At 60.3% G+C, this 25,416-nt stretch carries 25 protein-coding genes and 2 pseudogenes; 8 read left to right on the forward strand and 19 right to left on the reverse strand.

What is annotated here, in order from left to right; genetic code table 11:
- Positions 1-75 precede the first annotated feature (75 nt).
- The 3 genes from HPS36_RS11600 (at position 76) to HPS36_RS11610 (ending at position 2,463) form a co-directional block, all read left to right on the forward strand.
- The gene (locus HPS36_RS11600; RefSeq protein WP_137715931.1) at positions 76-504 is read left to right on the forward strand and encodes a desampylase; all 429 of its coding nucleotides are present in this window, start codon (positions 76-78) and stop codon (positions 502-504) included.
- 267 nt (positions 505-771) lie between these two features.
- Complete coding sequence (locus HPS36_RS11605; RefSeq protein ID WP_173230254.1) at positions 772-1,767, forward strand: tyrosine-type recombinase/integrase; 996 nt, start codon at positions 772-774, stop codon at positions 1,765-1,767.
- Positions 1,768-1,830: 63 nt separating this feature from the next.
- Positions 1,831-2,463 (forward strand): HhH-GPD family protein, encoded by a 633-nt coding sequence (locus HPS36_RS11610; RefSeq protein WP_173230255.1) that lies wholly within the window; start codon positions 1,831-1,833, stop codon positions 2,461-2,463.
- Positions 2,464-2,596: 133 nt separating this feature from the next.
- Here HPS36_RS11610 and HPS36_RS11615 read toward each other — a convergent pair whose 3' ends face one another.
- From HPS36_RS11615 to HPS36_RS11625, 3 genes are read right to left on the reverse strand one after another with little or no spacing between them, the layout of a single operon-like run.
- Positions 2,597-3,103 carry a twitching motility protein PilT gene (locus HPS36_RS11615; protein WP_173230256.1) on the reverse strand — a complete coding sequence of 169 codons (507 nt, stop codon included), beginning with the start codon at positions 3,101-3,103 and terminating at the stop codon, positions 2,597-2,599.
- Positions 3,100-3,426 (reverse strand): UPF0175 family protein, encoded by a 327-nt coding sequence (locus tag HPS36_RS11620; RefSeq protein ID WP_173230257.1) that lies wholly within the window; start codon positions 3,424-3,426, stop codon positions 3,100-3,102. Before HPS36_RS11620 ends, HPS36_RS11615 begins: the two co-directional genes overlap by 4 nt.
- Before the next feature lie 60 nt (positions 3,427-3,486).
- The gene (locus HPS36_RS11625) at positions 3,487-5,007 is read right to left on the reverse strand and encodes a tyrosine-type recombinase/integrase (RefSeq protein ID WP_235681700.1); all 1,521 of its coding nucleotides are present in this window, start codon (positions 5,005-5,007) and stop codon (positions 3,487-3,489) included.
- 761 nt (positions 5,008-5,768) lie between these two features.
- On the opposite strand from HPS36_RS11625, the gene HPS36_RS11630 reads away from it, so the two are divergent.
- Positions 5,769-8,000, forward strand: coding sequence for an Eco57I restriction-modification methylase domain-containing protein (locus HPS36_RS11630; protein WP_173230258.1), 2,232 nt, complete (start codon positions 5,769-5,771; stop codon positions 7,998-8,000).
- 456 nt (positions 8,001-8,456) lie between these two features.
- On the opposite strand, the gene HPS36_RS11635 is transcribed toward HPS36_RS11630, so the two are convergent.
- From HPS36_RS11635 to HPS36_RS11655, 5 genes are all read right to left on the reverse strand, one after another.
- Positions 8,457-9,263 carry a nucleotidyl transferase AbiEii/AbiGii toxin family protein gene (locus HPS36_RS11635; protein ID WP_173230259.1) on the reverse strand — a complete coding sequence of 269 codons (807 nt, stop codon included), beginning with the start codon at positions 9,261-9,263 and terminating at the stop codon, positions 8,457-8,459.
- Complete coding sequence (locus tag HPS36_RS11640) at positions 9,260-10,093, reverse strand: type IV toxin-antitoxin system AbiEi family antitoxin domain-containing protein (RefSeq protein ID WP_173230260.1); 834 nt, start codon at positions 10,091-10,093, stop codon at positions 9,260-9,262. The genes HPS36_RS11635 and HPS36_RS11640 overlap by 4 nt, the downstream gene beginning before the upstream one ends.
- A 151-nt stretch (positions 10,094-10,244) precedes the next feature.
- Positions 10,245-11,159 (reverse strand): ADP-ribosylglycohydrolase family protein, encoded by a 915-nt coding sequence (locus tag HPS36_RS11645; RefSeq protein ID WP_173230261.1) that lies wholly within the window; start codon positions 11,157-11,159, stop codon positions 10,245-10,247.
- Between the two features lie 42 nt (positions 11,160-11,201).
- Positions 11,202-11,471 carry a hypothetical protein gene (locus tag HPS36_RS11650; RefSeq protein ID WP_173230262.1) on the reverse strand — a complete coding sequence of 90 codons (270 nt, stop codon included), beginning with the start codon at positions 11,469-11,471 and terminating at the stop codon, positions 11,202-11,204.
- 54 nt (positions 11,472-11,525) lie between these two features.
- The gene (locus HPS36_RS11655) at positions 11,526-11,882 is read right to left on the reverse strand and encodes a hypothetical protein (RefSeq protein WP_173230263.1); all 357 of its coding nucleotides are present in this window, start codon (positions 11,880-11,882) and stop codon (positions 11,526-11,528) included.
- Positions 11,883-12,001: 119 nt separating this feature from the next.
- Between HPS36_RS11655 and HPS36_RS11660 the strand changes: the two genes are divergently transcribed.
- On the forward strand, positions 12,002-12,859 hold the full coding sequence (locus HPS36_RS11660) for a CBS domain-containing protein (RefSeq protein WP_173230264.1): 858 nt from the start codon (positions 12,002-12,004) through the stop codon (positions 12,857-12,859).
- A 150-nt stretch (positions 12,860-13,009) separates the two neighbouring features.
- Here HPS36_RS11660 and HPS36_RS11665 read toward each other — a convergent pair whose 3' ends face one another.
- The 3 genes from HPS36_RS11665 to HPS36_RS11675 form a co-directional block, all read right to left on the reverse strand.
- Positions 13,010-13,339: a hypothetical protein gene (locus HPS36_RS11665; RefSeq protein ID WP_173230265.1), complete on the reverse strand. Its 330-nt coding sequence runs from the start codon at positions 13,337-13,339 to the stop codon at positions 13,010-13,012.
- A 246-nt stretch (positions 13,340-13,585) separates the two neighbouring features.
- Positions 13,586-13,987 carry a PIN domain-containing protein gene (locus tag HPS36_RS11670; protein WP_173230266.1) on the reverse strand — a complete coding sequence of 134 codons (402 nt, stop codon included), beginning with the start codon at positions 13,985-13,987 and terminating at the stop codon, positions 13,586-13,588.
- A complete protein-coding gene (locus HPS36_RS11675) occupies positions 13,984-14,241 on the reverse strand; it encodes an AbrB/MazE/SpoVT family DNA-binding domain-containing protein (protein WP_173230267.1) in 258 nt (85 codons plus the stop codon). The genes HPS36_RS11670 and HPS36_RS11675 overlap by 4 nt, the downstream gene beginning before the upstream one ends.
- 227 nt (positions 14,242-14,468) lie before the next feature.
- Here HPS36_RS11675 and HPS36_RS11680 point away from each other — a divergent pair, with 227 nt between their 5' ends.
- Together HPS36_RS11680 and HPS36_RS16875 are read left to right on the forward strand one after the other, a co-directional pair.
- A complete protein-coding gene (locus tag HPS36_RS11680) occupies positions 14,469-14,642 on the forward strand; it encodes a hypothetical protein (RefSeq protein WP_173230268.1) in 174 nt (57 codons plus the stop codon).
- A 292-nt stretch (positions 14,643-14,934) separates the two neighbouring features.
- Positions 14,935-16,782 (forward strand): hypothetical protein, encoded by a 1,848-nt coding sequence (locus HPS36_RS16875; protein WP_235681701.1) that lies wholly within the window; start codon positions 14,935-14,937, stop codon positions 16,780-16,782.
- A gap of 242 nt (positions 16,783-17,024) precedes the next feature.
- On the opposite strand, the gene HPS36_RS17045 is transcribed toward HPS36_RS16875, so the two are convergent.
- Complete coding sequence (locus HPS36_RS17045; protein ID WP_222595373.1) at positions 17,025-17,369, reverse strand: tyrosine-type recombinase/integrase; 345 nt, start codon at positions 17,367-17,369, stop codon at positions 17,025-17,027.
- Between the two features lie 487 nt (positions 17,370-17,856).
- Here HPS36_RS17045 and HPS36_RS11695 point away from each other — a divergent pair, with 487 nt between their 5' ends.
- Positions 17,857-18,309, forward strand: coding sequence for a protein-tyrosine phosphatase family protein (locus HPS36_RS11695; RefSeq protein WP_173230269.1), 453 nt, complete (start codon positions 17,857-17,859; stop codon positions 18,307-18,309).
- A 50-nt stretch (positions 18,310-18,359) separates the two neighbouring features.
- On the opposite strand, the pseudogene HPS36_RS11700 reads toward HPS36_RS11695, so the two are convergent.
- The 7 genes and pseudogenes from HPS36_RS11700 to HPS36_RS11730 form a co-directional block, all read right to left on the reverse strand.
- Positions 18,360-19,212 (reverse strand): annotated as a pseudogene (locus tag HPS36_RS11700) (IS5 family transposase).
- A 106-nt stretch (positions 19,213-19,318) separates the two neighbouring features.
- The gene (locus HPS36_RS11705) at positions 19,319-20,614 is read right to left on the reverse strand and encodes a hypothetical protein (protein WP_173230270.1); all 1,296 of its coding nucleotides are present in this window, start codon (positions 20,612-20,614) and stop codon (positions 19,319-19,321) included.
- A gap of 51 nt (positions 20,615-20,665) precedes the next feature.
- Positions 20,666-21,690 (reverse strand): annotated as a pseudogene (locus tag HPS36_RS11710) (IS110 family transposase).
- Positions 21,691-22,151: 461 nt separating this feature from the next.
- A complete protein-coding gene (locus tag HPS36_RS11715; protein WP_173230271.1) occupies positions 22,152-22,646 on the reverse strand; it encodes a hypothetical protein in 495 nt (164 codons plus the stop codon).
- Between the two features lie 384 nt (positions 22,647-23,030).
- Entirely contained in the window at positions 23,031-23,756 is a 726-nt protein-coding gene (locus HPS36_RS11720) for a hypothetical protein (protein WP_173230272.1), read from the reverse strand.
- A gap of 37 nt (positions 23,757-23,793) precedes the next feature.
- The gene (locus HPS36_RS11725; protein ID WP_173230273.1) at positions 23,794-24,450 is read right to left on the reverse strand and encodes a 3'-5' exonuclease family protein; all 657 of its coding nucleotides are present in this window, start codon (positions 24,448-24,450) and stop codon (positions 23,794-23,796) included.
- Positions 24,447-25,388, reverse strand: a complete 942-nt coding sequence (locus HPS36_RS11730) for a hypothetical protein (RefSeq protein ID WP_173230274.1) — start codon at positions 25,386-25,388, stop codon at positions 24,447-24,449. The genes HPS36_RS11725 and HPS36_RS11730 overlap by 4 nt, the downstream gene beginning before the upstream one ends.
- Positions 25,389-25,416: the final 28 nt, after the last annotated feature.

The following is a 25,416-nucleotide window of genomic DNA, read 5'->3' on the forward strand; positions in this document are numbered from 1 at the left end:
ACTGCCGGTATCGCCGACCAGTCGTAGCCATGCCGGTCGGATCGGACTTATCCCGTCGTCGGGCCTTCCTCCGGTATGATCGAACTCACGCGGGCGGCGTACGACGACATCGTGTATCGCGCCTACGAGGGCGGCGAGGCGGAAGTCTGCGGCGTCCTCGCCGGCGACCGCGGGACGGACGGTGATCCCAGCGTCGTCACGGAGACGCACCCGGCCGAGAACGTCGCGGACACGCCCGAGATCCGCTACCGGATGGACCCCGAAACGCAGCTCGAACTGATCGAGACCGTCGAGGCGGCGGGCCGCGACGTGGTCGGCTTCTATCACTCCCATCCGACCGGCCCGACGCACCCGAGCGAGACGGACGCCGCGCGGGCGACGTGGCCGGACCGCTCGTACGTCATCTGCGCGCTCGACGGCTACCCGTTCGTCGGCTCGTGGCGCTGGCGCGACGACGCGGACGAGTTCGAACAGGAGACGGTGTCGGTCCGGAGCGAGCGGTAATGGCTCGCTCGGCGCCTGAGTGTGTGTCGACGACTGATCCGGCGGACTCACGGGGTTGCGACGCGGTTCCGGTCGGCTCGGACGGTGACCTTCTGCGTCGTCGCTATCGGGTGCGCGACGGAAGACGAGCGCGTGAGACTTTCGGCACCTCCTTCACGAACGGCAGGAAAACGTATGGGTTGGGGCGGATAATCAGCGGACTGCGCGGGGTTCCTTCCCTCCCGGTTTCGGCGTCGAGGCGTCTCCTAACGGGGGTCTGTGACAAGCATGAACACGGACGAAGACGATCTCGAACCGATCGAGCCGGGGACCGCGCAGGAGCTGTTCCTGGATCACAAGGCGACCGACTGTACCGATTCGACCGTTCAGAACCACCGATACCGGTTGAACCCGTTCGTTCGGTGGTGCGGCGAGGAGGAGATCGACAATCTCAACGAACTCACGGGCCGGGACCTACAGCGGTACCGGCTCTGGCGGAAGGAGGACGGCGACCTGAACAAGCTCTCGCTCCGGATGCAGATGTCCACGCTCCGCGTGTTCCTGAAGTGGGCCGGGTCGATCGAAGCGGTGCCGCAGAACCTGTACGACAAGGTGATGGTGCCGCGGGTCCGCCCGGAAGAGCGGCAGCGCGACGAGACGCTCGACGCCGACGACGCGCGGGAGATCCTGGAGTACCTGTCGAAGTACGAGTACGCGTCGAAGGAGCACGCGGTGATGGCGCTGCTCTGGCAGACGGGGATCCGCGTCGGGTCCGCGCACTCGCTGGACGTGGACGACGTCTTCCTCGACGAGAACTACGTTCGGCTGATCCATCGACCCGACGAGGGGACGACGCTGAAGAACGGGAAGAGCGGTCAGCGCCCCGTCGCGCTCACGCCCGACGTCGCCGAAGTGCTCGCGGAGTACATCCGAACCCACCGGAGGGACGTGACCGACGAGCACGGACGCGAGCCGCTGTTCACCACGGCGCACGGCAGGATGCACGGCAACACGATCCGGCGGCTCACGTACCGCGTGACCGCGCCGTGCTACCGGGGCGTCGACTGTCCGGGCTGCGAGAGCGACGAGTCGAAGTGTCCCGAGGCGGTCAGCCCGCACGCGATCCGCCGAGGGAGCATCACGCACTTCCTCACCAGCGACGTGCCCGTCGACGTCGTCAGCGACCGGATGAACGTGAGTCGGAAGGTCCTCGACGAGCACTACGACAAGCGGTCCGAGGAGGTGAAAATGGAGCAGCGCCGCGGGTACCTAGACGACATCTGACGACCGGCCCGTCGTAACCACCGCCGCTCGCATTTTTCACCGAAGCCGCGGCGAGACCGCCGCGTGTTCGACCCGCAGCACGACTTCGTGGATCCGCTACTCGACTGGCACGAACGGAACGGTCGCCACGACCTGCCGTGGCGAGAGCCCGACCGGACACCGTTCGAGGTACTGCTCGCGGAGATCCTGCTACAGCGGACGACCGCCGAAGCGGTCGCGGGCGCGTACCGACCGTTCGCGGCCCGGTACCCGACGCCGGAAACGGTCGCGGCCGCCCCGACCGAGGAGATCGAGGCGCTCGTCGCACCGCTCGGGCTCGTGAAACGCGCCGCGTACCTTCGACGGTGCGCACAGCAGATCCTCGCGCGGCCCTCGGGCGACGTGCCGCGAGAGTACCCGGAGCTGGTGGGTCTTCACGGGGTCGGCGAGTACACGGCCCGGTCGGTCCTGATACACGTCACAGGGCTCGGAATCGCGGCCGTCGACACGAACGTCCGACGGCTGCTGTCCCGGTTCTTCGACGTGACGCCGGACCGGGACCGGATCGCCGTCCTCGCCGACGCGCTGGCTCCTCCGACCCGGAGCGCTGACTTCCAACACGCGATGCTTGACTTCGCGGCCGAAGTCTGTACCGCCGGCTCCCCCGCGTGTTCTTCCTGTCCGCTCCGCGGACCGTGTGCGAGCGCCGAAGAATAACTCACGCCGAAGCGACGATCAAACCCTCCCATCACCCGGGTTCTATCCACTAGAGGAAGACTCACGGATCTGTTGAATTCCGTACTGTAATCTTGGCATCCGCAACTACAGTCGGGGCCTGTTTTAGACCGGGTTACTCCTCAAGGAAGGCGTCGAAGTCACGGGCAGGTGAACGAAACCCGACTTCCTCGATCCAGCGTTTGAGGTACTCATCTGCTGTCGCTGCCGTAATGTAGTCGTCTTCGACGAATCGCACCAAGAGCCCGATCGATCCGGTCAACTCGACCCCACGCTGGTTGGCGGTTACGTGCGCATCGCCGTCATCCGTGACAACCGTTCCGTCAGCGGCCTCTGCGACCGCCAACGCCTGTGCTTCCCCTGGGTCGAGTTTTCCCAGTAGTTCCTCTTCTAATTGCTCTGCTGACGAAGACGGGGAGATTACCGGAATCCCGTCGTCAAGCACGGCTAGTGCGCGTTCGATGTACAGGTGGGTTTCAGCTCCGTCTTCGAGTTCGCGCTGGACAGCAGTGACCGTCACGAGTCGGGGAAGGTCCAGTAGCAGTTCGACGTGATCGACCTGCGCGAAGTTCGAAAGGACAGTGGTGTTGAGTACCGTTGCGTTGCCGGGTAGGCCTGTCATTCAAGATTTCGAGCGGCGTCGATCTCGTCTCTCGCGGCCGCCATGTCTTCAGGACCGAACCGCAGCTCAACACCCTCTTCCCGCAGTATATCTCGCATCTCGAACCGGTTGACGCCAGCGAGGCGGGCAGCAGTTCCAAGGGTGATGTTTCCCTCTTCGTACAGTGATACTGCGGCGGCGAACCGGGCGTTCTGATTCTCGTCGAAGTATTCTCGGAGGACGTGGCGGATGGCGTCGCTCTTGTTTTCGAAGATGCCCGTTTTAACCGCCCCCTCCATGAGGTCGGTGAGATCGTCTGGGATGGTGGCAGTGGTTCGGGACATGCCCTCACCCAACACGTAGTCTTATACATTATATGAATTCTGCCGGGACCTCCAAGCCGGTCAGGCGGGAACGATCCCGAGCAACGCGAAGTTCACCGCGATCATCGCCACGAACAGCGCGTACCCGGCGACTCCCTTGGCGGCGCGTTCCGGCCCCGGCGGCGTGACGCCGGTCTCGCCGGGCGTCAGCGCTTCGAGCTCTGAGTGAAGCCGATCGATGGTCTTCGACCCGAGCGCTGCGGTGCCCGCGACCGCCGCCGTTCCCGGGCCGAAGACCGCTTTCGGACTCCGTCCGAAGTCGTCTATACTCAGTTGTTCCCCGTCCGTCTCTTCTGGTTCCTCGTTCGGTTCCTCTCCGGCGTTCGTAGTTCCGACGCTTCCGCTGTCCGTCGTGCTATCAGACATCGAGTCGGTCTCCGAGTCCGTCCCGTCCGACTGGAGCTGTAACAGCACCTGCGGGTCGATCATCTCGTTCTCGTTGACTAGGTCGTCCGGCACGTGGTCCAAGTCCAGCGTTTCGTCCGGATCCCCGTAACCGTCGAACAGTTTCTCGAATATTTTGAGGCGGTGCTTCCGCTTTCGCTCCTTGCTACGGGTGTCATAGTGCTTGTTCAACACGGGCATCGAGACATCCACGCGGCCGGTCAGCCTGTCCTTCGGGACTCCGCCATCAATCTTCGACTCGATCGCGTATCGGCGGAGCGGATGCGGACTGTGACTGGACGGACACTCGCTCGCGTACTCGTTTTTGAACGCGTCGCACGCGTCCGTGTCCCGGTCATGCGGGCAGTTGTCCGCGTAGACGCACGGCCGAGTCACCTTGTACAGGTCTCGACGAATCGTATCCGTCGACGGCCGACCCTGCGCCGTCGTGAACAGCGGTTTCCGACCGTACCGGTCGGTGATGTCGTGGCGGTCCGGGTTGTCCATGTAGTCGGCGATCAGGCCCGCCAAATCGATCGGAATGTTGACGTGCCGTTCCCCGTCCGGCCCGTTTTTCAACGGAGTACCCTTCTCCTCCGGGTGGTCGTTCTCAGGTCGATGGCGGAGATGGATCGCCTGTCGTTCGAGATCGATATCCTCGATGTCGATCGCTCGGACTGCCCCTACACGACACCCGACTTCCTCCATGAGTTTGTATTCGACGTGGCGACGCGACGCCCGCTCGTACGTTTCCAAGTATTCCAGCGTCGCTTCAACCTCTTCTTCCGTCGGTTTCTCGTAACTTACGTCCTCGTCGTCCGGCACGTTAGGGGTCGGCGTCTTGTCCGGCGTTCCGACCGCGACGGCCTCGACCCGTACACAGTAGACGAGGAACCGCCGGAGGATCCCGAGGAGACCGTTGAGACTCACGGTGTTGTTGTCGCTCGTGTCCTTACACCAGTTCTTGTACTTGTTGAGCTGCCTGCCGCTGATCTCGTTCATGTTCCGGATGCCCTTCTCCTCGCACCACTCCACGAAGAGATTGAGTCCCTTCCGAATCGTTCGAAGCGTCTCGAAGCTCGCGTCTTCCTGCCGTTCCTGTAAGTAGTCATCTCTCGCTTCCCGCGGCCCCATCGGCTCTAACTCCTGGTTCATCATTTCGGATCGGACGCCATATTAACCAGATGAATTTAAATCTCAGCCGAGAACCCGTCAGGAGCCGCCACCAGTCAGTCAGACAGAGCGAACCCCGCACCTGATCCCGGTTGACTGGTAGCCCGATCCGGTTCGACGAGTGAGTACCGCCCGGGATTCTAGGCTGTAGACCACGTTTTCTCGATCATGAAACCTATCGAATCAGGGTTTGAGTGGCTTCTCACCGCGCTTTTCCCGGAGTACGTGTCACCACACATGAAAAGTACAGAACTCGGTGCCGGGAGTCTGATGCGTGGTGTGTGCCGGTGGCGCTAACTGCTGGAACACGATCTCTACAGAATCCGGTGCCGGGCGTCCGGTGGGTAGTGCGTACCGGTGGCACTGAGCGTTAGAACATGATCTCTACAGAATCCGGTGCCGGGTCGTCGAGACCCCTTACAAGATGTGCGAGGAACCACGGGGCCTAGCGGGAGCGGTACCGGGAAGACGATTTGTTCCGAGCGGATTCCAGTTTGGCCGGGCCGGTTAGCGCTCCCATCGTTCGCGCGTCTTCGCGGTCGATCCGCCGCCGTACCGGGATTCGACCGAGATCTCGGCGCGAGGTTTAGGGCTAACGTTCAAACGTCGGAGGTTCAAGTTAAGTAATTAGGCAAATGCGAGACAACAGTTCCACGGTAGCGTTCACGAGAACGGACTCATCGACGCGTTACGCGTCTCCAGCACCCGCTCAGCTCGATTCGACGGTTAGAGATGCCAGCCCGCGCGTGCCGATCAGCACGACTCCGCCGGACGCCGACGGGGACAATCCGGACGACCCGATACCGCCGCTTGAGGTACATGCCGACGTTGATGCGCTCGAAGAGACGCTTACGGACGCGGCGAAAGCGATCGCGGACGCGTTCACCCCCGATGCGTCCGCCGACTTACGCGACCGGGCCCGCGAGTGGGTCGATGCGCACGGCGTCAGTGAAGTTGACGGCGATCCCGTAGAGACCGTGATCGCGCCGCAAGCCGCGCTTACGGTCCTGCTTCGAGCAGCGATATTCGACGCTCGTCACGACGCTGAATTGACGCCTGAAAAAGCAGAGCGATCGTTTCGGGCGGACGCGTCGTCGGAGGCGAGTCCGGCGGTGGAGTGGTGCGTGCTCGACGACGTTGCGTGGCTCGCGGGCGCGGCAGATCTCGCTCCCGTGATCGCCGCGCGGCACGAGCTTCAACAGTCAACGGTTCCGTCGGCGGATCTCGGCGCGTTGTACGCCGCGGTCATCGACAGCGACGCGCGGCAGACCCTCAGTCAGTTCCGCTCGCCGCGGTGGGCCGGACGCGCCATGCGTGCGTGGGCGGCGAACGGCGAGGAGACGATGCTCGATATCGGCGTCGGAGCCGGAGCGCTGTCCGCGTCGCTCCACCCGTCCTGGAGTCTACACGGGGAACCGCGTCACGTCGTCGGGATCGACCGGAGTCGCCTCTCGGTTCTCCTCGCGGAAACCGCGTTCACGCTCGGTAACCAGTCGCACGAAACGCTCGAATCGGATTTTCTGGGGACCACGCGAGTGGACCTTCCGGCGAGCCCTGACGCCATCGTGAGTAACCCGCCGTACACGAGCCACGACCGGCTCGACGGTGACGACAAGCGACGGTGGTGCGAGCAGGTCAGACGGGAGGCAGGTGCCGACGTGAGCAAGCTCTCGCCGTTGTACGTGTACTTCATGATTCACGCGGAGACGCTGGCTGACGACGGGACCCGAGTCGCGTTCCTCACCCCGCAATCCTGGTTACAGAAACAGTACGGGCGCGAACTCAAAGAGTTCCTGTTGGACCGGTTCGACGTCAAGGCGCTGATCAGGGTGGATCCAGAGGAAGGGTCGCTGTTCCCCGATGCGGACACGACGGCCGTGTTCACGCTCCTCGAAGCTCGTAACGACCCGGATCCTGGGAGTGAAACGCGTTTCATCACCGTCGATGACAAAGGGTTCTCGACGCTTCACAGGGCGATGGACAGCACGGCCACGGATGATACTGATTGGGGCATGATCAACACCGTCGAGCAGTCGGCGCTCACAGTTGCGGAGAACTGGCAGGCGCGGTTCGATCCGATCGAGCGAGACGTGAGTCACCTCCCGGAGCTGTCGAGCCTCGCCTCCGTTCGCTCAGTCCCTCCGACCGGTAAAGTCGAGGTGTTCTGCCTGTCGGACGACACCGTCGAAACGTACGGGATCAGCACACGCCACCTGTCACGACTCGCCCGCCACCCGGCGGACGTGACGGGATACGACCTCGAAGAGAGTGACTGGATCGCCGCACGCGATGCCGGTAAGGAAGTGTGGTTGCTCGATCCGAACGACATTGATGCGATCCCGGACACGATGGACGAGTTCGTTCGACAGTACGAAGCTGGAGCCCTCACCGGCGACGGGACGAGCGAACAAGGCACCCTCGAACAGTACGACGCGGGGGAATCCACCACCGCCGATCCCGCGAGCGATCTTGAGAACCTCTTCGAGTACCTGCGCGACAGCATCCGCGAACACGACTTGCGAGGCAATTACACGTGTCGAACCCGGGAGTACTGGTGGCGGCCGGAGCGATGCGACCCGGCACCCGTCGTGTTCAACAACGCGGGACAAGAGCAGTCACGGTTCGTCGTGAACGAAGCCGGACTCCGGACAACGAACAGTTTCTTCGGAGTCGAAATCGACCGGGTCGGAACCGAACGGAAAGCGCTACTCGCGTACTTGAACAGCGGCATCCTCGGAGAGGTCGCCCAGCAATACAGCGAGACTCGAAGCGGCGGGGCGGAGTCACACAGCGTGACGACCGTTCGACAATTCCCGGTCATCGACCCGTCGAACGTGTCCGAAGACATCGTCCAGGGCCTTGCCGACGCATTCGACGCCCTCCGTGAAACTTCTCGGCACAGCGATTCACACGACCAGATCATCGACACCATCGACGCGCTCGTTCAGCGGGCCATCGAGCAGATGCGGCCGGAGTGACAGGGCGTCCAGAAGCGATCCAGAGGGACTCTCGATGAGGTGAGGCAGACAGCGGGGACGGCGCTCATCGACACTTACTGGGGACGCAGGCGGGACCGACTGCCCGTGAATCGGGAGCGGGGACTGCCAGCACGACCATATCGCGTGTCGTTGAAACCGCGTGCCCGATCACCGAGCGATTACCGAACGCCCGGATCAGTAACTCAGGTCGTCAATGACGCCGAGCGTGGTCACTCGGTGCTTGAGAGAGTGACCGAAGATGCGGGTCGTGTTGCGCTCTCGCCCCGTGGATTCCAGTTACAGTCTCGCACCGGCAATTCCGGAAACACCCCGTTCCGTGTCTGAGCGCGGAACCGCACATCGGAAGCGTTTGATACGAACCGATCGTCGAAGCAGAAAACCGAACACCGGTGGAGCGCAGCCTCAACTCGGTCGCACCGTCGACTACGTCCAAGATTAGCGTTCTTCTTCGTCTACTAGCGACTCGATGTAGTCTTCGAGCGTGTCATAGGCTGAATCGAACTTAGGAAGACCCGTAACCAAATCGGGAAGTGTGTTCTGCCAGCCGTCACGGATCTCACCGCGTTTTTCATCGGGGAGCCCGTTACGAAGGTCGATATCCAGCCCGTCGTGTTCACACTTCCGCGTGAATGCCGGGAGAATAACCGAGTCATCAACGTCAGCCTCCGTAAGCATCCGATACAGGTCGTAGTAATCACGCGCCTGTGACCGCTGATACAGCGCTCGCAACTTCTCCGCGAAGATTTCTTCCAGACTGTACGCAGTCACCTCGAATTCAGGGACATCCTCGTAGCTGTGACGATGGTTCACCGAAGCGAACGCGACGTATTCATCGATCATCACGTCCAGACTCGTCGTGTTCTTGTGACCGAGCACAGCGTCGTACTGGATATCGATATCAACGTAGTGCGTCGGATACGCTTCTGTCTGTAGTTCGCGGTGTTTGGTCACCTCGAAGCCGATCCCGGAGGCTCTCGTTGCGTCTTCCAATGCGTCTTGTAAGTCCGATTCGGTCCCGTGGTACGCTCCCTCGACACCGAAATCAAGGTCTTCCGAGTAGCGCCACGTCTCCGGGAAATACAGTTTGCTGAGTGCCGTGCCGCCCTTGAACAGCAGGTTGTCACCGTAGGGACTCGTGTAGATCGCCCACAGTATCCATGAATTGACGTAATTCTTCTCCGCGTAGCCGAGTCGGACATCCAGCTCTCTGGCCAGTCGTCTGAGTTGCGCTTCGGAAATCATGAGAAGTCACCGGGGAGGAACGATTCGGGGTCAACATTTAGGCGGAGTTGGTACGTGCTGTCCCGGGTTCCCGTCGCTTCTCTCGTCGGGTCGAGCAGCGGGTACCCGGTCGTGAAGTTCTCGACGAGGTCCCGGTACTCCGGAAGGTCGATGTTCAACTGATCGGCGAGATACACGAGTCGTTTCGTTGCGGCACCGTTCCCAATCTGCCGCAGGTACTCGACGACGCGGTCCCACGAACAGCGCGTATCGACAGCGTTCTGCATCGCCTTCGCAACCTCGCTGATACCCCCGCAGAACTCCGGGTGGTCGGCGCAATCGACCAGCGTCTTTTCGATACTCGACATGTTCACCTGGTTCGACCCGATCGCAGTCGGTTGATACCCGAAGAACTTCTGCTCCGTGATCGTCACCGGACGGTACGTGACCCCGTGGATTTCACGCTCCTGAGCGCGCTCTGTCGTCACGATGTACACCGTGCGGGACATCTGCTCTGTCAATCCGTGTTGATTCAGCGCGCTCCAGTACCCAATGTACATCGGCTCCACAAGTGCTGACGCAATCACGAACTCGTGTGCGGTATACACGGCGTTCTCACCCGCAGCGAGCGGCAGAATCAGGTATTTTCCCTGCGCGATCCGCTCAAGCCACCCTTTCTCCTTGAGCGCATACGCCATGTCCTTGGCCGACTTCCGTGGAATGTCGAGCGCGTCCGCGATGTCACTAATACTGATTACCTGCCGGTTCTCGCTTGCGAGCCGTGACAGTGCCCGCGACTCACGCGCCGACAGGCTCTTCCGTTGAATCTCTTCGTCGTTTGTTGACTTCATAGCCGCTCAGCGTACATAGAATCTAAATCGGCCCCGACATAAAGCTGGTCGTTACGAGTTATTTTAACAGAAGTTGTCTTCACAGCCGCTCAGAATACATAGACTCTAAATCTGTCTCCGACACCGATACAAAACGCGAGTGCCTCTTCCATCACCTGTCTGACACCGACGCAAGTCGCTCTGCCAGTGATTCGAGTTCGTCAGTCGCATCGAGAGCAGCAAGCCACCGGTCCGGAAGCCGTGACGCCCCGAACCGCGCACCAGCGACCGCACCCGCAATCGCTCCAATCGTATCGGTGTCTCCGCCGCGATTTACCGCCGCCACGATCGCCTCCTCGGCACTGTCCGCGAACAGTCCATCGTGGAGCGCCGTCTGTAGCGAATGTACCACGTATCCGGACGTTTCCAGCGTGTCGGGTGGGTCGCCACGAGCGAGCGGTCGAAGCGCCGTCACGAGCTCGTCAGGCGCGTCTGAACCAACGTAGTCAAGCGCATCCTGTAACGGCGCGTCCGCGTCTGTAAGCAGGCCGGCAAGTGTGAGATTCAGCACCGCGCAGCCGTACGTACACCGCGGGTCGGCGTGCGTGATCCGCGAGGACTCCCGACTCACCCCCACAAGCCAACCCCGGTCCGTGGCGTACGAGATGGCGAGCGGCGCACACCGCATCACGCTCCCGTTCCCCGCGTTCCGCCCTTCTCGGCTTTGCTCCCACACACGCTGGCCCGCCTCGTCCCACGCGTCACCGCGTTTGAGCCGGTCGAGCGATCGCCGCGTCATCCCGCCGATGTCGAACGGACCGGTATCATACCACGCGACGAACCGCTCAGCGACGTCCGCCGGGTCGAACTCCTCGTGTTCGACGAGACTCCGCGCGATACACAGCGCCTGCTCGGTGTCGTCCGTGATCGTCCCCGCCGGCTGGTTCCACGTCCCCTGCCCAATCATCTCGTCGAGCCGTCCGTGCTCACGCCGAATCTCTGACGCCGACTGGAATTCGACCGGCCGGCCGAGCGCATCCCCGCACGCCAACCCGAGCAGCACACCCCGCGCTCGATCCGAGTCCATACGTCACCAACGACTACCGCTGAGAAAAATGTGGGGCGGCAGCTACTCGCCGGGCTTCGTCCCTGTGCGGAGATTCTCTCGGTATTCCGCCCACGCCTGATACATCTCCACCCGTTCCTCCTCCGTCATCGTCTCGTGTTCGTCCGCATCGTAGAACGGGAGTTCCTCTTTTTCCGGCATCGCCATCATCTGTCCGAGCGGGTAGAGTTGTTCGTAGTAGTTCTCCAACACCCAGTCTTCGCCGTGTTCGTCGACGGCTTTCTGAATGTACGGAGCGGCTTCCGGGTACTCGTCAGCGAATGACTCGGTCATTGAATTACAGGTAGTGGAAGGGATGTGTTTGGTCCGTGCGTCAACGGGTACTGGTCAGGTGTCGGCGAATTCAGCGAGCGAGTGGTTCCGGCTGTCACTGTTCCATTTCCCGATCTGGATGAGTTCGAACGCATCGATCAGAGCATCGATCGCTGCGTCGATCTCCCTGCGGACTGCGCCGGGAAGGCTCTCGACGCGAATCGCGGTCAGCGCGTGCTGGGTGAGATGGTAACTCGTTGCGAGGCTCGTCGGCGCGACGACGATGACGCTCGCCCCGTCGGCACCGTCGAGCGCGAGTTGGGCATCTCGATACTGGAGTACCGTCGCATCCAGCTCATCGACAGGGAAGAGGCACTTCGCATCCCCGTATTCGACGCTCGCCCCCGCCGACAAGAAATGCCTTTTAAGCATAATCAAGCAATAATATATGCTTTTTGAACATCAAGCTTGCGGTGAGTGGGTGTCTCGATCAGTCACCCTCACGCGGCCGTTCCCGTAATTTCACAACCGCGGCTGGCACACTCACTCGCATGCCCCGTGACCTGTACGACTGTACCGCGGCCGAGCTCGCCACGCACTCCGTCGAACACCTCGATCACGACACGCCGCCGAGCACCGCCGCCGCGTGGCTCGCCGAACACGGGTACGACGCAGCCCCCGTGTACGCCGACGACGGTCCCGTCGGATTCATCCACAAAACCGACGTCACGACCGACGACGACGGCACCACGCTCGCCGACCACCTCACCCCACTCACCATCGACTACATGGTCAGCGGCGACACCCCGTTCACGGCCGTGCTGTCCGCACTCATCGACACCCCCGTCTACTTCCTCGGCGGCCCCGCCCACGTCACCGGAATCCTCACCCGCGCCGACCTGAACACCGCCCCCGCCCGCATGTACCTGTTCGACCGCATCACATACCTCGAAGAACACCTCCGCGAACTCGTCCTCGACACGAAGCCGGACTGGAAAACCACGCCGGTCACCCCGGACGAAATCGACGACATCGAAGCCCGGCACGAAGACGCGCAAGCCGCCAACGTCGCACTCGACGAACTCCACTACGCGCAGTTCTCCACGCTCGAAACCATCGTCACCAACGTCGAAGCCTGCCGGGAGGCCTGCGGATTCACCACGAAAGGCGGCGCAGACTCGCGCCTCCATGAAATCACCGACCTCCGCAACGACGTCGCGCACGCCAACCTCCTCGTCGAAAACACGGACAGCACCGACTTCCTCACCAGCGGCCGCACCACGGAAAACCTGTACACCACCCTCGAAACCATCAACGACGTCCTCTCAAACCTCCAAGACGCGGGGTACGACCCAGGCGCGCGGACCACGCGAGACGAACCAACACATCCCGATAACAACGACCCGTAACGGCATCAGGAGTGGTCCAAGGAACGATCCCACCGGAAAGCGCGTTCAGTACGCTGCGTTCCCAGTTTCACCCGTCAATCAGTATGGCAGTCTGTATATCCCTCGCCAGTCACTGCCCTGTTGCGTTCACAACCGTGAGTCCGACGTCGATCACGCGTGGCCGCGGAGTGTCGCCGAGATCTCCGTGGCGTCTCGCGTCGGCTCGCTCCAGTGATCGGTATCAGCAGCTTCGACGTAGACCTGTAACGCGTGCGAGTCTGCTAGCAGAAAGACGGACGCTCGCTGCGCCCGGTCCGACCGGTGTTCGAACGCCACGAGAAACCAGTCTTCCGTTCCGTCCTGCGCGATTTCGACGTCCGTGTCGGCTACCGTCCAGTCCGCCGGGATATCGAGTTCAGAAAGCAGCGCGTCACGCGTCTGTTCAGCCGCTTTAACATTGGGATCGGTGAGCTGCGACAGCCGGCTCCGAAGTGTCGTCATGTGATGCTGCCGCGTAGCAGCCAAACCCGGGTATAGCTTGTGCAATACGTAGTATATCTGAGACATTGTTCGCATTCGTTACACAACACCCTGCTCCCAGTCTTCACCCCGGGGCAAGCCGTCCACTACGTCGTCGCCGACGCTGACAGCCGCGGTGTCACTCACGTCCCGTTCCCGCTCGGAGACCACCAGTCGTACAACACCAACTGGTGTAAGCACGCCGCGATCCGCGCGGTCGAAAGCATGTTAGTCGGGAGTGAGCGGCCGACGGTCAAGATCAGACAGCCCGTTGTACGCCTGGTCGGAGCCGATGAGCACGCCGCCGTGGCGCGTCGCAGCGTGTGCCGCGTGAAGCGCGTCGAACGGCGTGAGATCGTGGTCATCGAGGTACGTTGCCGCCGCGAGCAGCAGTTCCTCTTCCTCCGGTGACGGCAGCGGAACCAAATCAAGCATGTTCGCAACGAGCGGTGTCACCTCGAACTCGAACCCGTCGTCTTCCCTGTACGCGGCGACGAGAAACTCCGCGTACGCGAGCAGCGACGTTTCGACGGATTCCTCGGCGAGGACCGCTTCGACTTCCTCGCTCAGCCAGTCGTCGGGTTTCGCCACGGCGAAGAGAAAATTGGTTTCGACGTACGTCGCCGTCACGTGTCAGACTCCTCCGCGGTTTCTCGGCGGGCCTCCTCCGCGATCGCTGCCCGCGCGTCTTCACGAAGCTCATCGATATCCTTCCCCTCGAAAGCGGGGCCCACGCTCTCACGGACCGCTTGTAGCGGGTCGTCGTCCACGGGAACGAGGACGATTCGACTCGGCAGGTCAACCACGCGGAACCGCTCGCCGTGACGATCTCGGAGATCCTTCGAGAGGTAAATTCTCCCTCGATCATCAGTCTCAGTCGTCATACCTCATACAACGCGTGGGATAACAATCAAATTTTCCCAATACCGCAGCTTTCATCCCGTCACCCGTTCTGGCGATGGATTTCAGCGGCACTACCGAATAGCGGACAGCTTTTGCCGGAGTACGTTCACCGGTTCCCGACCATACAGTGTACTAAGAACACCCGTAACGGGGTACTCTGGATGACCTGTGGGCCACACACTTACCTGACCGCACCCATCGACCAGACATGCCCAGCAACGACGAAGAACCGAACGCGGGGGAGCGACCGGACCCGGACGATATCGAAGAGACGACGCAAGGCCACCCCGAGGACGAGGACATGGACATCATCGACGAACCCGATCCCAGCGCAGGAAAGCAACCATGCCCGGACGACGAATCAACTGACGACGGTGAGTGATCGTCAGCGGGCCGCGCACCGATCAGTCCGCGGAATCCCTCCGTCCTCTTCAGGCACGACACGCGAGGACAACAGATGAGCCGCACAAGCCTGGAGAGCATGGGATAACCTCAAATGGCTCTGTTGAAATCCTCAGCCGGTGATACGTTCCCAGGGCTCTGCTGAATACAGCGCGCGAGCCGGTCATCTACGTCTCTGTTCGATGCCTCGACAGCATCCATCCAGAGATGAGTGTAACGTCTACGCCTCAAACATAAGAAAACTTATATGAATGCGTGACATTTAATACCAAATGAGTGATTCATCATCTCCGAAGAGCAGTGCCGCCAACACGGACGATCTGCCGCTTCGCCGCCGGAGCCTACTCGCCGCAACTGGTGCCGTTACTGTCGTCGGACTCAGCGGCTGTCTGGATCGGGTGGCCTCGACAGCGACGAACACCGGAGCATCTCCGGCGGCTGTGTTTGCGGGGAGGACTGTGGACGGCGCCGCCACCACGCTTGGCGAGCCGCGTGTTACTCGATTGACTCCCGCATTGAGTGTTGGATCGGGGTCGCTGTCCGGTGATGTCGAACTGGAGGGGTGGGTCACGGCGACGGCTATCAGCGCGGCCAACTACAACAACACCCGGAGCAACAAGGCAGGCGTTACAGCCCCCGACTTCGATGACGTTGACACCGACAGCGATGGCGTGGGAGACGGGACCGCGGAGACACGGGCGAACTACAACAACACACGGAGCAACCGGAGTACGGTGCGCCCGCCGGACATACTCGACGACGACCTCGACGAGGACGACGAGACGTTCCGGGTCGTGTCGAGGTTGGACACAGAACTTCAGGAGGCGACTGCGAGGGCGTGGGCGACGATCTCGAAGCGGAGTGCCCGGACGGGACGGAACCCGGAACTCGACCGTGAGGTTTCGGCGGCGCTGGAGGCGATGGCAGGAACGCTCTCGGAGATGCGGGCCGAGTTAGAGCGGTGTTCCGACGACGTGTGCAGGGTGGCGCTGGAGAACGTCGGGGCCAGAGAGGCAGACGTTCGCCGGGCACAGGAGTACGCCGCGGAGAGTGAGTGGGCGGCGTTCGGCGTTACCGACGAGGACGCCGCTATCTTGACGGGTGAGTATCTTGCCCCCCCGATAATTTTCGATGCGCCCGGTGCGTCCGACCTCGGAGAACGGGCAGCGTTGTTCCGATATCTGGATGTGGAGCCAATCGTAGCGGAACGGTTCACGGTCTGTCTGCCTGACGCGGAAGTGCCGGGCGGGAACGGAAGTATCAGGGAGGCGGTAACGCCCCAGCGTTTCATCGACTACATCACGGGGAACAAACACGACGATATACTCATTGATGGGGTACCGTTGGTGTTCGATCTCGCAGCGGCTCCTGATGCTGACGGAGACAGCGGGTGTGTGGCACATAATGGTGAGGTCGTGTGTTGGTCGCCACATCTGTCGGCGGCAATCTCCGGCCCGGTGTCGACAGGCGGGAGTCTCGAAGTCATCCGCGGAGACGAGATGACGGCGGTGGTCAGCGACCGCACTCCTCCCGGCTTGGAAAGAGTCTGTGAGCGTATTGGGGCTGATAGCTCGTGTGGAGAGGGCGTGTGGACGCGACCGTCGCTGCCGAGTTCGGGGTCTGGTGTCTCCGTCTTTCAGGTGATGGTGCAGCCCCCCGAGTGTCCACATCCGTTCCCGGCGTTGCTGTACGTCCAGCAGTATCGGAACGATGACCAACTCATCTACACTGGTGGCTGGATCATCGACGACGCAGCCCTCTACGAACGGGCGGTGACCGTGCTGACCATGAGAGAAGCGACAGCAGTCGTGGGCATCGACCTCGACGACGTGGATTCGGACTCGGATGGTGACGGCATCCTTGATGCGCTGGAGCGGGCGTCCCGAGGTACTCCAGGAGCCCTTCGCTACAACGCACGGGGAGCGCAGATCATTTCGGGGTCGGTTGAGTTGTTGGCCGAGGCCGGCGTTTTGTCGCGTGGGACGGTTGATGGAGACGAGTACGGGTTCGTGACGACCATTGATATGACTGCACCGATTCTCCACCTCGCAAATGCGGGAAGCGCGTCGAACGAGGTGAAGTTCAAAGCGGGAGCAGAACTGTCGGGGCAGGTCAACTGACCGCTCCACGTTGGGCTGTCTGTCCGCCTCCGGCAGCGTGATGTTCGGCTGTGTGTAGTTTTTCGTTTCCTTTCGGCCTGTGGTACTGTCGAGCAGACTGATGTCGTATGTGACGAAGCTGGCGTGTTCTTCGCGCAGAGATGATCCAGTCTGTTAGCTACACTTCGGTTTGCCAGTATTTGCTCTGCTACATACACCCTCTGTATCGGTCACGTCGCTACTGAACGTTGTTTGTGAAGTTCCTACCCGTGATGGACACGACGTAGTGCATCAGCCGTTGCTGTCCCTGAGATGCGGATGTATTTTTGCGCAATCGCCAGATTGCTCCACCCCATCAGAGCTTGGAGCGGTACAGGGGCGACGCCCTTGTAAGCGTGGTAGCTGGCAGCAGTCGCTCGTAGACAGTGTGGGTAGACACGTCCCGAAAGGTCGGCTTCGTCGGCTGCGGCCTGTACTCGCCTGTTGATTGTAGACCGCGAGCGGGGAAACGCATCGTACCGGCTAGCAAAACGTTCAACGCACAGCTCAAGCCGAAGCGAGAGATCAAATGGAATGAGCCGTGCGGAAGCGACTTTCTCGGATGCCATCGGGATTCAAGAGCATCTACGGTAGATAGGTCGTCGTTGTGAGTGATTTCTTGCTTGGCCTGACGTCGGCAGTACCCGCATTGGCACGGTTCGTGCTGTGGGATACGAATCGTGCGACGGTTCCAATTCACCCACTCAGTCTGGAAGTGTGCGATCTCCCCTGCTCGGAGCCCAAGTCGGCCTGCGATGAGGCAAATAAATCGTGCCTCAAAATCGCGTGGTGCTGGAAGATCTGAGCATGCTTCAAGTAGGAGCTCGAATTGGCGGTCGGTGAGGACATCTTCGTGAGTGTGCCGAGTCGTCAATGCCTGTCGATGTCGGTCGGCCCATTCAGTTCCGGGTTGCTTGTGGTGAGACACTAGTGGGCGTTCACATGGTGGGAGATTGGGAGTACCGCCGAACCGTGATACATAGAGGGCGCAAGTCGGTCACACCGAAACGTGGAAAAATATGTACCCTCCGTACGTGTGTCAGTTAGACAGTTTCTATGTCCGAGATTGTCGTTCGGCCCGTCGGGTACGCTGAAGACGAGCCCGTCATCCGGCGGATCGGGGAGCGGAACCTATACTTGGGCAACAAGCATGCGGCTGATTCTGAGCGGCACAATCAGTCGTTTCAATACGTCCTCTCGGTTTCGACGGACGACCACCCACTGACAACACATCATCATCCACTGGACGATGGGCCAGGTAACGACTGGACGGAGTTCGAAGGGGCGGTCGATACTACACGACGGCTCTATCGGAGGGACGGCTCAGTTCTGGTTCACTGTACTGCGGGCATCTCCCGGAGCAGTACGGTTATTGCGACAGCGCTCGCCGCCGAGGAATCCCGGCCGCTCCGCGATACATTCTCGGCCGTCTTACAGGCACGGCCAAGCGCAACGGCGAATCCTGCGCTCCATGAGTTGGCAGTCGTATATCTGGCAGCTCGGGCGTGACCAAGCTGCTGTATAGAACCTCTATATTCAGCAGTCCGTTCCTCTCGAAATCACGGACATTCGCCTCCCTCGTGTGAAATGGCGAGGCTTCGCTCCAGATTGTGAACGATGCACTTAATGACGAGTTCGCGGAACTGCTTCCACCACAGGCGTGACCGGACGAATGCACCGAACTTCTGTTTGATCGCCACGTTGACTGTCTCGTTCATGTTCCGCCTGTGGTAGAGATCGCTGTCCAGTCGCGCATTCCACGCTTTGTGGAGAGGTGTAAACTCCCGATGCTTGATGAGTGGTCGAATATCGTGGTCATGGGCGAACTGCCGGAGTTTCTGGTCGTCGTATCCCTTGGTCACCGGTCAACACCGCGATGGATTCCGCGTTCCGTTTCACCACCTGTGGCGCAATCTGTGTATCGTGCTTCCGCGTTGTCGTTACGTGAACATCGAGAACGGCGTTGGACGCCGTATCGACCAGTAGCGTCGTCTTCAGCTGCTGGGTGGTGAGGTTCGTTCGTTTCGTGTAGTGAGTTGAGGCATGCGCCCGCTCAAACCCGGACGCATCGATACCAGTGACACCACTGACCGGTAAATCTGTGAGCGAGACGTTCAGTAACACCCGCCAGACGGCCATCTCCAAGCGGTCGAACGCCTTGTAGAGTGTCGAGGGTGTAGGGATTGAATCGAGATTGAGGGCATCACGGATGCGAGGCATCTCGATGAGTTGGTCAACAAGATCGCGGTACGTGGTCGTCTTTTTCACTTTGAGACAGAGCAGGACGACATGTTGGCGGAGCGTGAACCGCTTCCGTGAGTAGCGTGTCGAAAACCGTGTCACAGCACGGCGAGCCAGCATCATAGCCCGTTCAACGAACCGAAGGAGTCGTGACTTCGGGAGAGTAACCATCTTCCTCCAGATACTCACCAGTCATGTTTGTCAGCAAGGGTTTCAACAAGGCCACTTCGGCAAGTATATCTCCGCTTATAGGCACGTAAGAGAGTCAACAGTAGCACTATAACTTCTTGGCGAGATATTCCGTATATTCCTTGATGCTGATTGCATTAGTATCAACTTCATCCAGATTCTTCCGCTCAATGTAGGCACTGGCCTCTTGCTTTTCATCGTCATCTAGCTGTCGCGCTGCTGATCCAAGTAGCACCACGATCGTTTCAAATTGCTCGAAAGATGCCTCTACTATGTTATCAACACGAATATCATCTGCTCTTTCGGACAACACGTTGTCTAGCACTTGTAAGAACCGTTCCTCTCCGACTGACTCCTGAAGACTCAAGAACATCTCACTAAGATTGATTGTAAGCTCGGTCGTTTCTAACCAATCCATACTTGAGCTGTTTTTTATCCCTTCAGTCTCACGGATGTTATCCAGCAGCATCCGGCAATTTCTAAGCATCTCCACATTCGTGTCTGAGGCTCTCACTCTTGGGATATTCATAACTTCTACATTAGCGTCATTCTTGAGATACTCTTCTATGAAGGTCCCCGGAAGCTCTTCTCGACCTGTGAGTTCAAGAGTACATTTACCGTCGACTTCCCCATCAAATTTGAAATACTTCATGCCCCACGGGAGAGTCACGACCACCGCAATCGTGTTGTGGTGCTCCTCGTAGTATATACTGACATCAACTCCATGAAGACCCTCATTTGGACGAACGATCTCAGGAGTAAGACCAAATTGTTTGAGTTGCTCAGGTATTTTCGTATTTTCAGAGAGAGGGAGTTTCTCAAGTTCAGTCATCCCGTGGATGAATTCTGCTTCCTCTGTACTGTCCGCTTCAGTCTCTTGCTCTAATGCTTCTAAATCATACTTCTCATCGTTAAGCTTGGACTCTGAGGCGAGCTTCACACACAAAAGTTCAACGTGAGACGAGACAATACTGAAAAAATAATTAGTAATTGGGGAACTTGCCTGTTGCGCTCGCTTTTGGAAGCGTCCAGCTGCATCAATCAAATATTCATACTGCCCCCAAGGCCCGTTCTCACTTCCTTCGACGTAGTACCCAAACTCAGCGACATAGTGGAGAATAATAATTGGTAGATCCTCACCTTCCGGCCGGCAGATCCGATACTCATCCGAGAGAACCTCAAATTGATACTGCTCAATAGTCTCGCTACCATCTTTCAATTTCACAACCAATCTGTTATTATATGGACCACTATCCTGTAATTGGATAACGACAGAATCTTTCTTGACCCATGGGTCAGCCCTGCCATCGGGAGATTGGACTTCTTCCTCACCAGGCCATAAGCTAGGAGTAGACTGATAACTCTCTTCACGCAATATCTTCATCAACAAATTTCCAAGAAAGCAGATGTTAAAAATCTGTGGGAAATTCTGGTGCTACTCGCTAGAGGTCACAAACGTGGACAAGCATCGACTCACCTTTGGTGGATCGTACACCTCCTCACGCTCCAGCATATGGAAGGTCGACACGAGCAGTTTTCGCGCCGTTGCGACAATCGCTATCTGGTGGTTCTTCCGCTGTTTCAACCGAGCGTAAAACCGCCCAAGGTACAGATCGTTACACCGATGAACCGCCGTTTGGACGCATTGGACGAGGATCCATCGTAAGTCTCCACTTCCTCGTTTCGAGATTGATCCTTTAGTCCGCGAGTCACCTGACTCGCGGACGACCGGATCCAATCCCGCGTAGCTCACTACCTGATTCGCCTCGTTGAACCGGTCGATCTCACCGATCTCCGAGGTGATCAGCAACGACGAGTAGAAACTCACGCCGGGAATCGTCATCAACCGCTGCGTCTCGTCCAGAGACGCAGCGGTCTCTTCGATCATCTCTTCGAGTTCCTCAATCTGAGCGGTGAGCTCGTCGATGATCGAGAGGAACGACTCCATCAACTGATCGCCGACCACACCGAGGGAGAAATCCTCGCCGGCGAGGATTTCTCTCCCGTTCACGCTGAACGGATCCCAGTCGTAGGTGATCCCGTGTTTGTCGAGAACAGCGTGGACTTCGTTTTTGAAATCCGTCCGCTTCTCGACTAGTCGCTCCCGGCCGCGCACGAGTGTGCGGCGCTCCCGGAGTTCTTCGGGCGGAACGTAACTCTCAGCGATCATGCCGGCTCGGCAAAGTTGCGCGAGCAACTTCGCGTCGAGCCGGTCGTTTTTCACCCCAGCATAGCCGATCGGCTTGGTTGGCTCGGCTCTGCGACAACCACGTCGAGGGCGTCGTAGACCGTGTAGTAATTGCTGGTTGCTTCGATCGCCGCTTTGGCTCCAGCGTATTCTTCGGCGACTTCGTCAAGATTCGCGTTTGCGACGCGAATCTCTTCGACGACCTCGGCATCGTCGTCCAAAACAGCGACGTGCGACTCATCTTTGTGAAGGTCGATTCCGAGGTAGTACATGGTTCCTCTGGAGTGGGAAGTGCGTGAAGGGAGCCACACCTATTCGGGCTCGCCGCCGACGAGCGCCTTGCCGTCGGTGAGTCCGATGACGTCGATCTCGTGGTCCCGATACTACCACCGCCGACATCGACGATCGGTGCGTTCCCCCGATCTTCAAGCATCTTCTTCACGAGGCTCGGTTTTCCGAGTCGTCCCCGCCCGTACACGACAGCGAGCGGCGCGTTCCCCGACTCGAACAGGCCGTGAAGCCGATCCAACTCATCCGAACGCTTCACGAGCCCAATCATACCGCTCACTCAGCGCGCACGAAATACAATACTCTGAATAATTATATTCCAGAGTATCGTATTCAAGAGTATCATCTCAAGCAGTAGCGAGCAGCGACTGCTGACCGTCTCCCGATCGCTTATGAGCAGCCCTCCACCCGTCAGCTCAAATAAAAATGTGTTCGCCGCGCGTTACTATCGAGGGTCGTCAGGGTTCCCTGACGGGAAGTGCCGTTCAGGATCGACGTCGGCACAGATCCGACAGATCGGGCTCGGCCCGTCATCTGGTTCAACCCACATCCCGTCGAGTGACCGGCCGCACTCAGCGCACTCCTCCGGGAAGTCCGGGAATCGGTACGCGTCAATCAGTTCGTAAATCCAGATCGCCTCAGCGATCTTCGACCGAGCCTCGGCTGCGACTTCCCTGAAGCCGGACAAGCTCTCGAACCCGTGTCGTTGAACGAACTGTTCAGCCATCTCCTCGTCCGTCATGACTGGAGATGTCCCGAGTTGCCCCCACACGAACGCGAAGGCCTCCGGTCCACTCAGCAGCGCCGTGTCCTCAAGCGCAGCTTTCAGTTCGTTGTCCAGCGGATGGTACGGGTTACTGAACGTCTCGTCGATTGTCGTCTCGTTACCGTATCGTTGCGAGTCAGTCGGGAACTGCTCGCGGATGGGTTTGTCTGGCATTGGTGTATCCGTAGTTGTGACTGGGTTGCCGGTTGCGTCGTTTACAGTGCCGTCGGCTGACGAGGAAGCCGGACCCTCCCTCAAAGTACTACGGATGCACAGATCACGCATCCACGTCGTTCCTGAGCTGTCCGGTGATGGCTTACAATCACGTCGAGATGGTGTGTGATTATCAACTTTTCCCCCACCCCTCGCGGCACGCACACGGCACGTCACAGCAGACACCGCGCCAGCACGACTGGCTCCCTATCGAAACCCTACCTTCAACCCCGCTCCTCTCCCGGCTCTGCTGAACGACCAGATCTTTCTACCGCTGAGCGGACAGGGTTCGTGAGTTGGTGCTCGCCACATGGCGAGGTGGCACCCCGCGACTACACTCGCGGATCACTGACGGTACTGAACCGGTCCGAGCCGCGTTACTTGCCCGTCTTCGACGAGTCGCACAAGCCCGTCTTCGGTCGGGAAGCCGAACGTCCCTGTTTCGACTGGGCGGCCCGGCGCGACACACCGAAAGTACGCGCCTTGCGGGTACTCAGCGAGGATCCGGCGTTGACACCCGGCGACATCGAACATCCCGAGATCGTACGCGCCGTCCCGCTGTGCGATCCGCGCCGCCCCACGCCGATACCCGAGCAGCTCCCGCGGCTCAAACTCCGTCATCGACTCCACGGGGAACGCATAGTTCTTGAACGTCACCGGATCGCCCAGCGACAACGTCTCGGCCACCGGGTCATACTCACCGAACCGGAACGGCGCTTGTAACTCCGGCGTCAACGCCTCACACGCGTCACGCATCCGGTCTCGATGCTCCGTGTGGAACACCCAGTGAACCACGAATCCCAAGCGCAGCGCTTCCCGCGTCTTCGCCCGGAACGGTTGGTCGGATCCAGCGACGAACTCAATCCACCGGTTCACGTCGCCCCCGATCACCGCACAGTCCGGAACGCGGTCAGCAACCGTCCGCTCAAACCGGTACTCACCGTGGAAGAACGGCTCGGTTTGCGCGCGGCGACGCCGCTCCAACTCTAATTTCGGCCAGAGATGCGCCCGCGACTCTTTCCCCGCGGTTCGGAATCCGTCGATGTCATCGGGGAAGTCGTCCGTACTCACTGTCCATCACCCGCCGTCAACCGCGTTGCGTGCCGTGTCATGTGTCGGTCCGTGTCGGTGTTAGCGACTTCACGTCGAACTCTGATTTCGCACAGTACCGTTCCGCGAGCCGCCCGAGGCCACGCGTCCGCAGCACGTCCGCCACGTTATGCGCCGCGAGCGCCGCGAACCGCGCCTCCTCGAACGCCGTCACCGCCTCGCTACTCTCCGCGAACGGGTCGAGCTCACCGTACTCGCCGTCGCACAGCACGTCGTACGCAGTGTCGAGATCGTTGCGCGCGTCCCCGTCAACAGTCGTGTTGAACCGCTTCGAAACGACCGGCATGACGTCCGCGTACGGCACCCCCGCGAACGCCCACGACAAATCAAGGCGCGCGAACCGCGTGCGGAGGAACGGCAGGTCAAACCCGCCGCCCCACCGTTCTCCGTTGTACGCGACGAGCAACACGTCCGCGTCCCGGAACCGCTCCGCAACGAACCCGGACACGGCCGCTAGTAGGTCGTCCTCGGACGAGTGCGTCGACGCCTTCACGACCACGTCGCCGTCGACCTCGTCGATACTAGGAGCGGCGCGGCCGCCCGTGTTCACGAACACGCGGACACCGAGCGGCACCGCGAACCCGACCACCGTGACGACGTCATCCGCGTCGAACCCGGTCGTCTCGATATCGAACGGCACTTGCCGCAACGTCACGCCCCGTCACCCCCGGCGTCTGCCCGGCCCGGCACGCGCCGCTCACCAGCCGGTCTGACGCGGAACTCTCCGAATCCGTACTTCGAATGCGTTCCGACGCGACGCACGCCGTTCACCGCCGTCCGCACCGGCTCCGACCCAGTGTACGGAACAACTTGCCCGTGATCGATCGTGTCCACCACGTACACCTTGCCGTCATCGACGACGCGGGTGTCTCGCCGCCGCACCTCGTCATCCCCGACCTTCCACCACCACGGCACGTCCTGATCGTCCGCACCCGGGTACTCCGACGCGGTGACGAACGGCGTCACCAACTCAATCAAGCACGGCTCGCCGTCCCGCTGCGCCGCTTCCAACCGCGCGTAATCCAGGTCCGCTAACTCAACGACCTGCGTGTCCGCAACCGACAGTTCACCGAACCCGTAGTTCCGCGCAGCCCCGACCTGGATCCCGTCAAGCACCGCGTCACTCAACGGAACCGTGTCACCGGCCCCGTCCACATGTACGTAGCAGTGCACGTACCACGACACGGACCGCCGCGTGTTCCGCATCTCCTCCGGCCGGCCAAACCACGACGTGTCAGCGTACGCCACGCGCCCACCGTGCGTCTGTACATCGTGCGTGTTCTGCGCATCTCGCGGCCTGGAATCCAGCATCCACCGGTGCGCCGGGTCACGGTACAGGAACAAGTCCTCGTACGCGTCCACCGTCGGGAGCGACCCGCCGAGCTTCCCCGCATACCCCGGCATCGAATGCGCGTCCGGATACTCACCGTACTCCTCCGGCACGAACACCCCGTGACTCACCCGCAATCGTCGCCGCGTCTCGTCATTCACGCGCGGCGCAATCGCGTTAAACAACGCGTTACCGCTCACAAAGTACGGGTGCCCCATGTACGGCCCCTCCAACGCGAACAACACCTGCTGAATCCGCGTCACGCGACCAACCCCACGCTCCCACTAGAGA

The organism is Halorubrum salinarum (assembly GCF_013267195.1).
GTDB lineage: Archaea > Halobacteriota > Halobacteria > Halobacteriales > Haloferacaceae > Halorubrum > Halorubrum salinarum.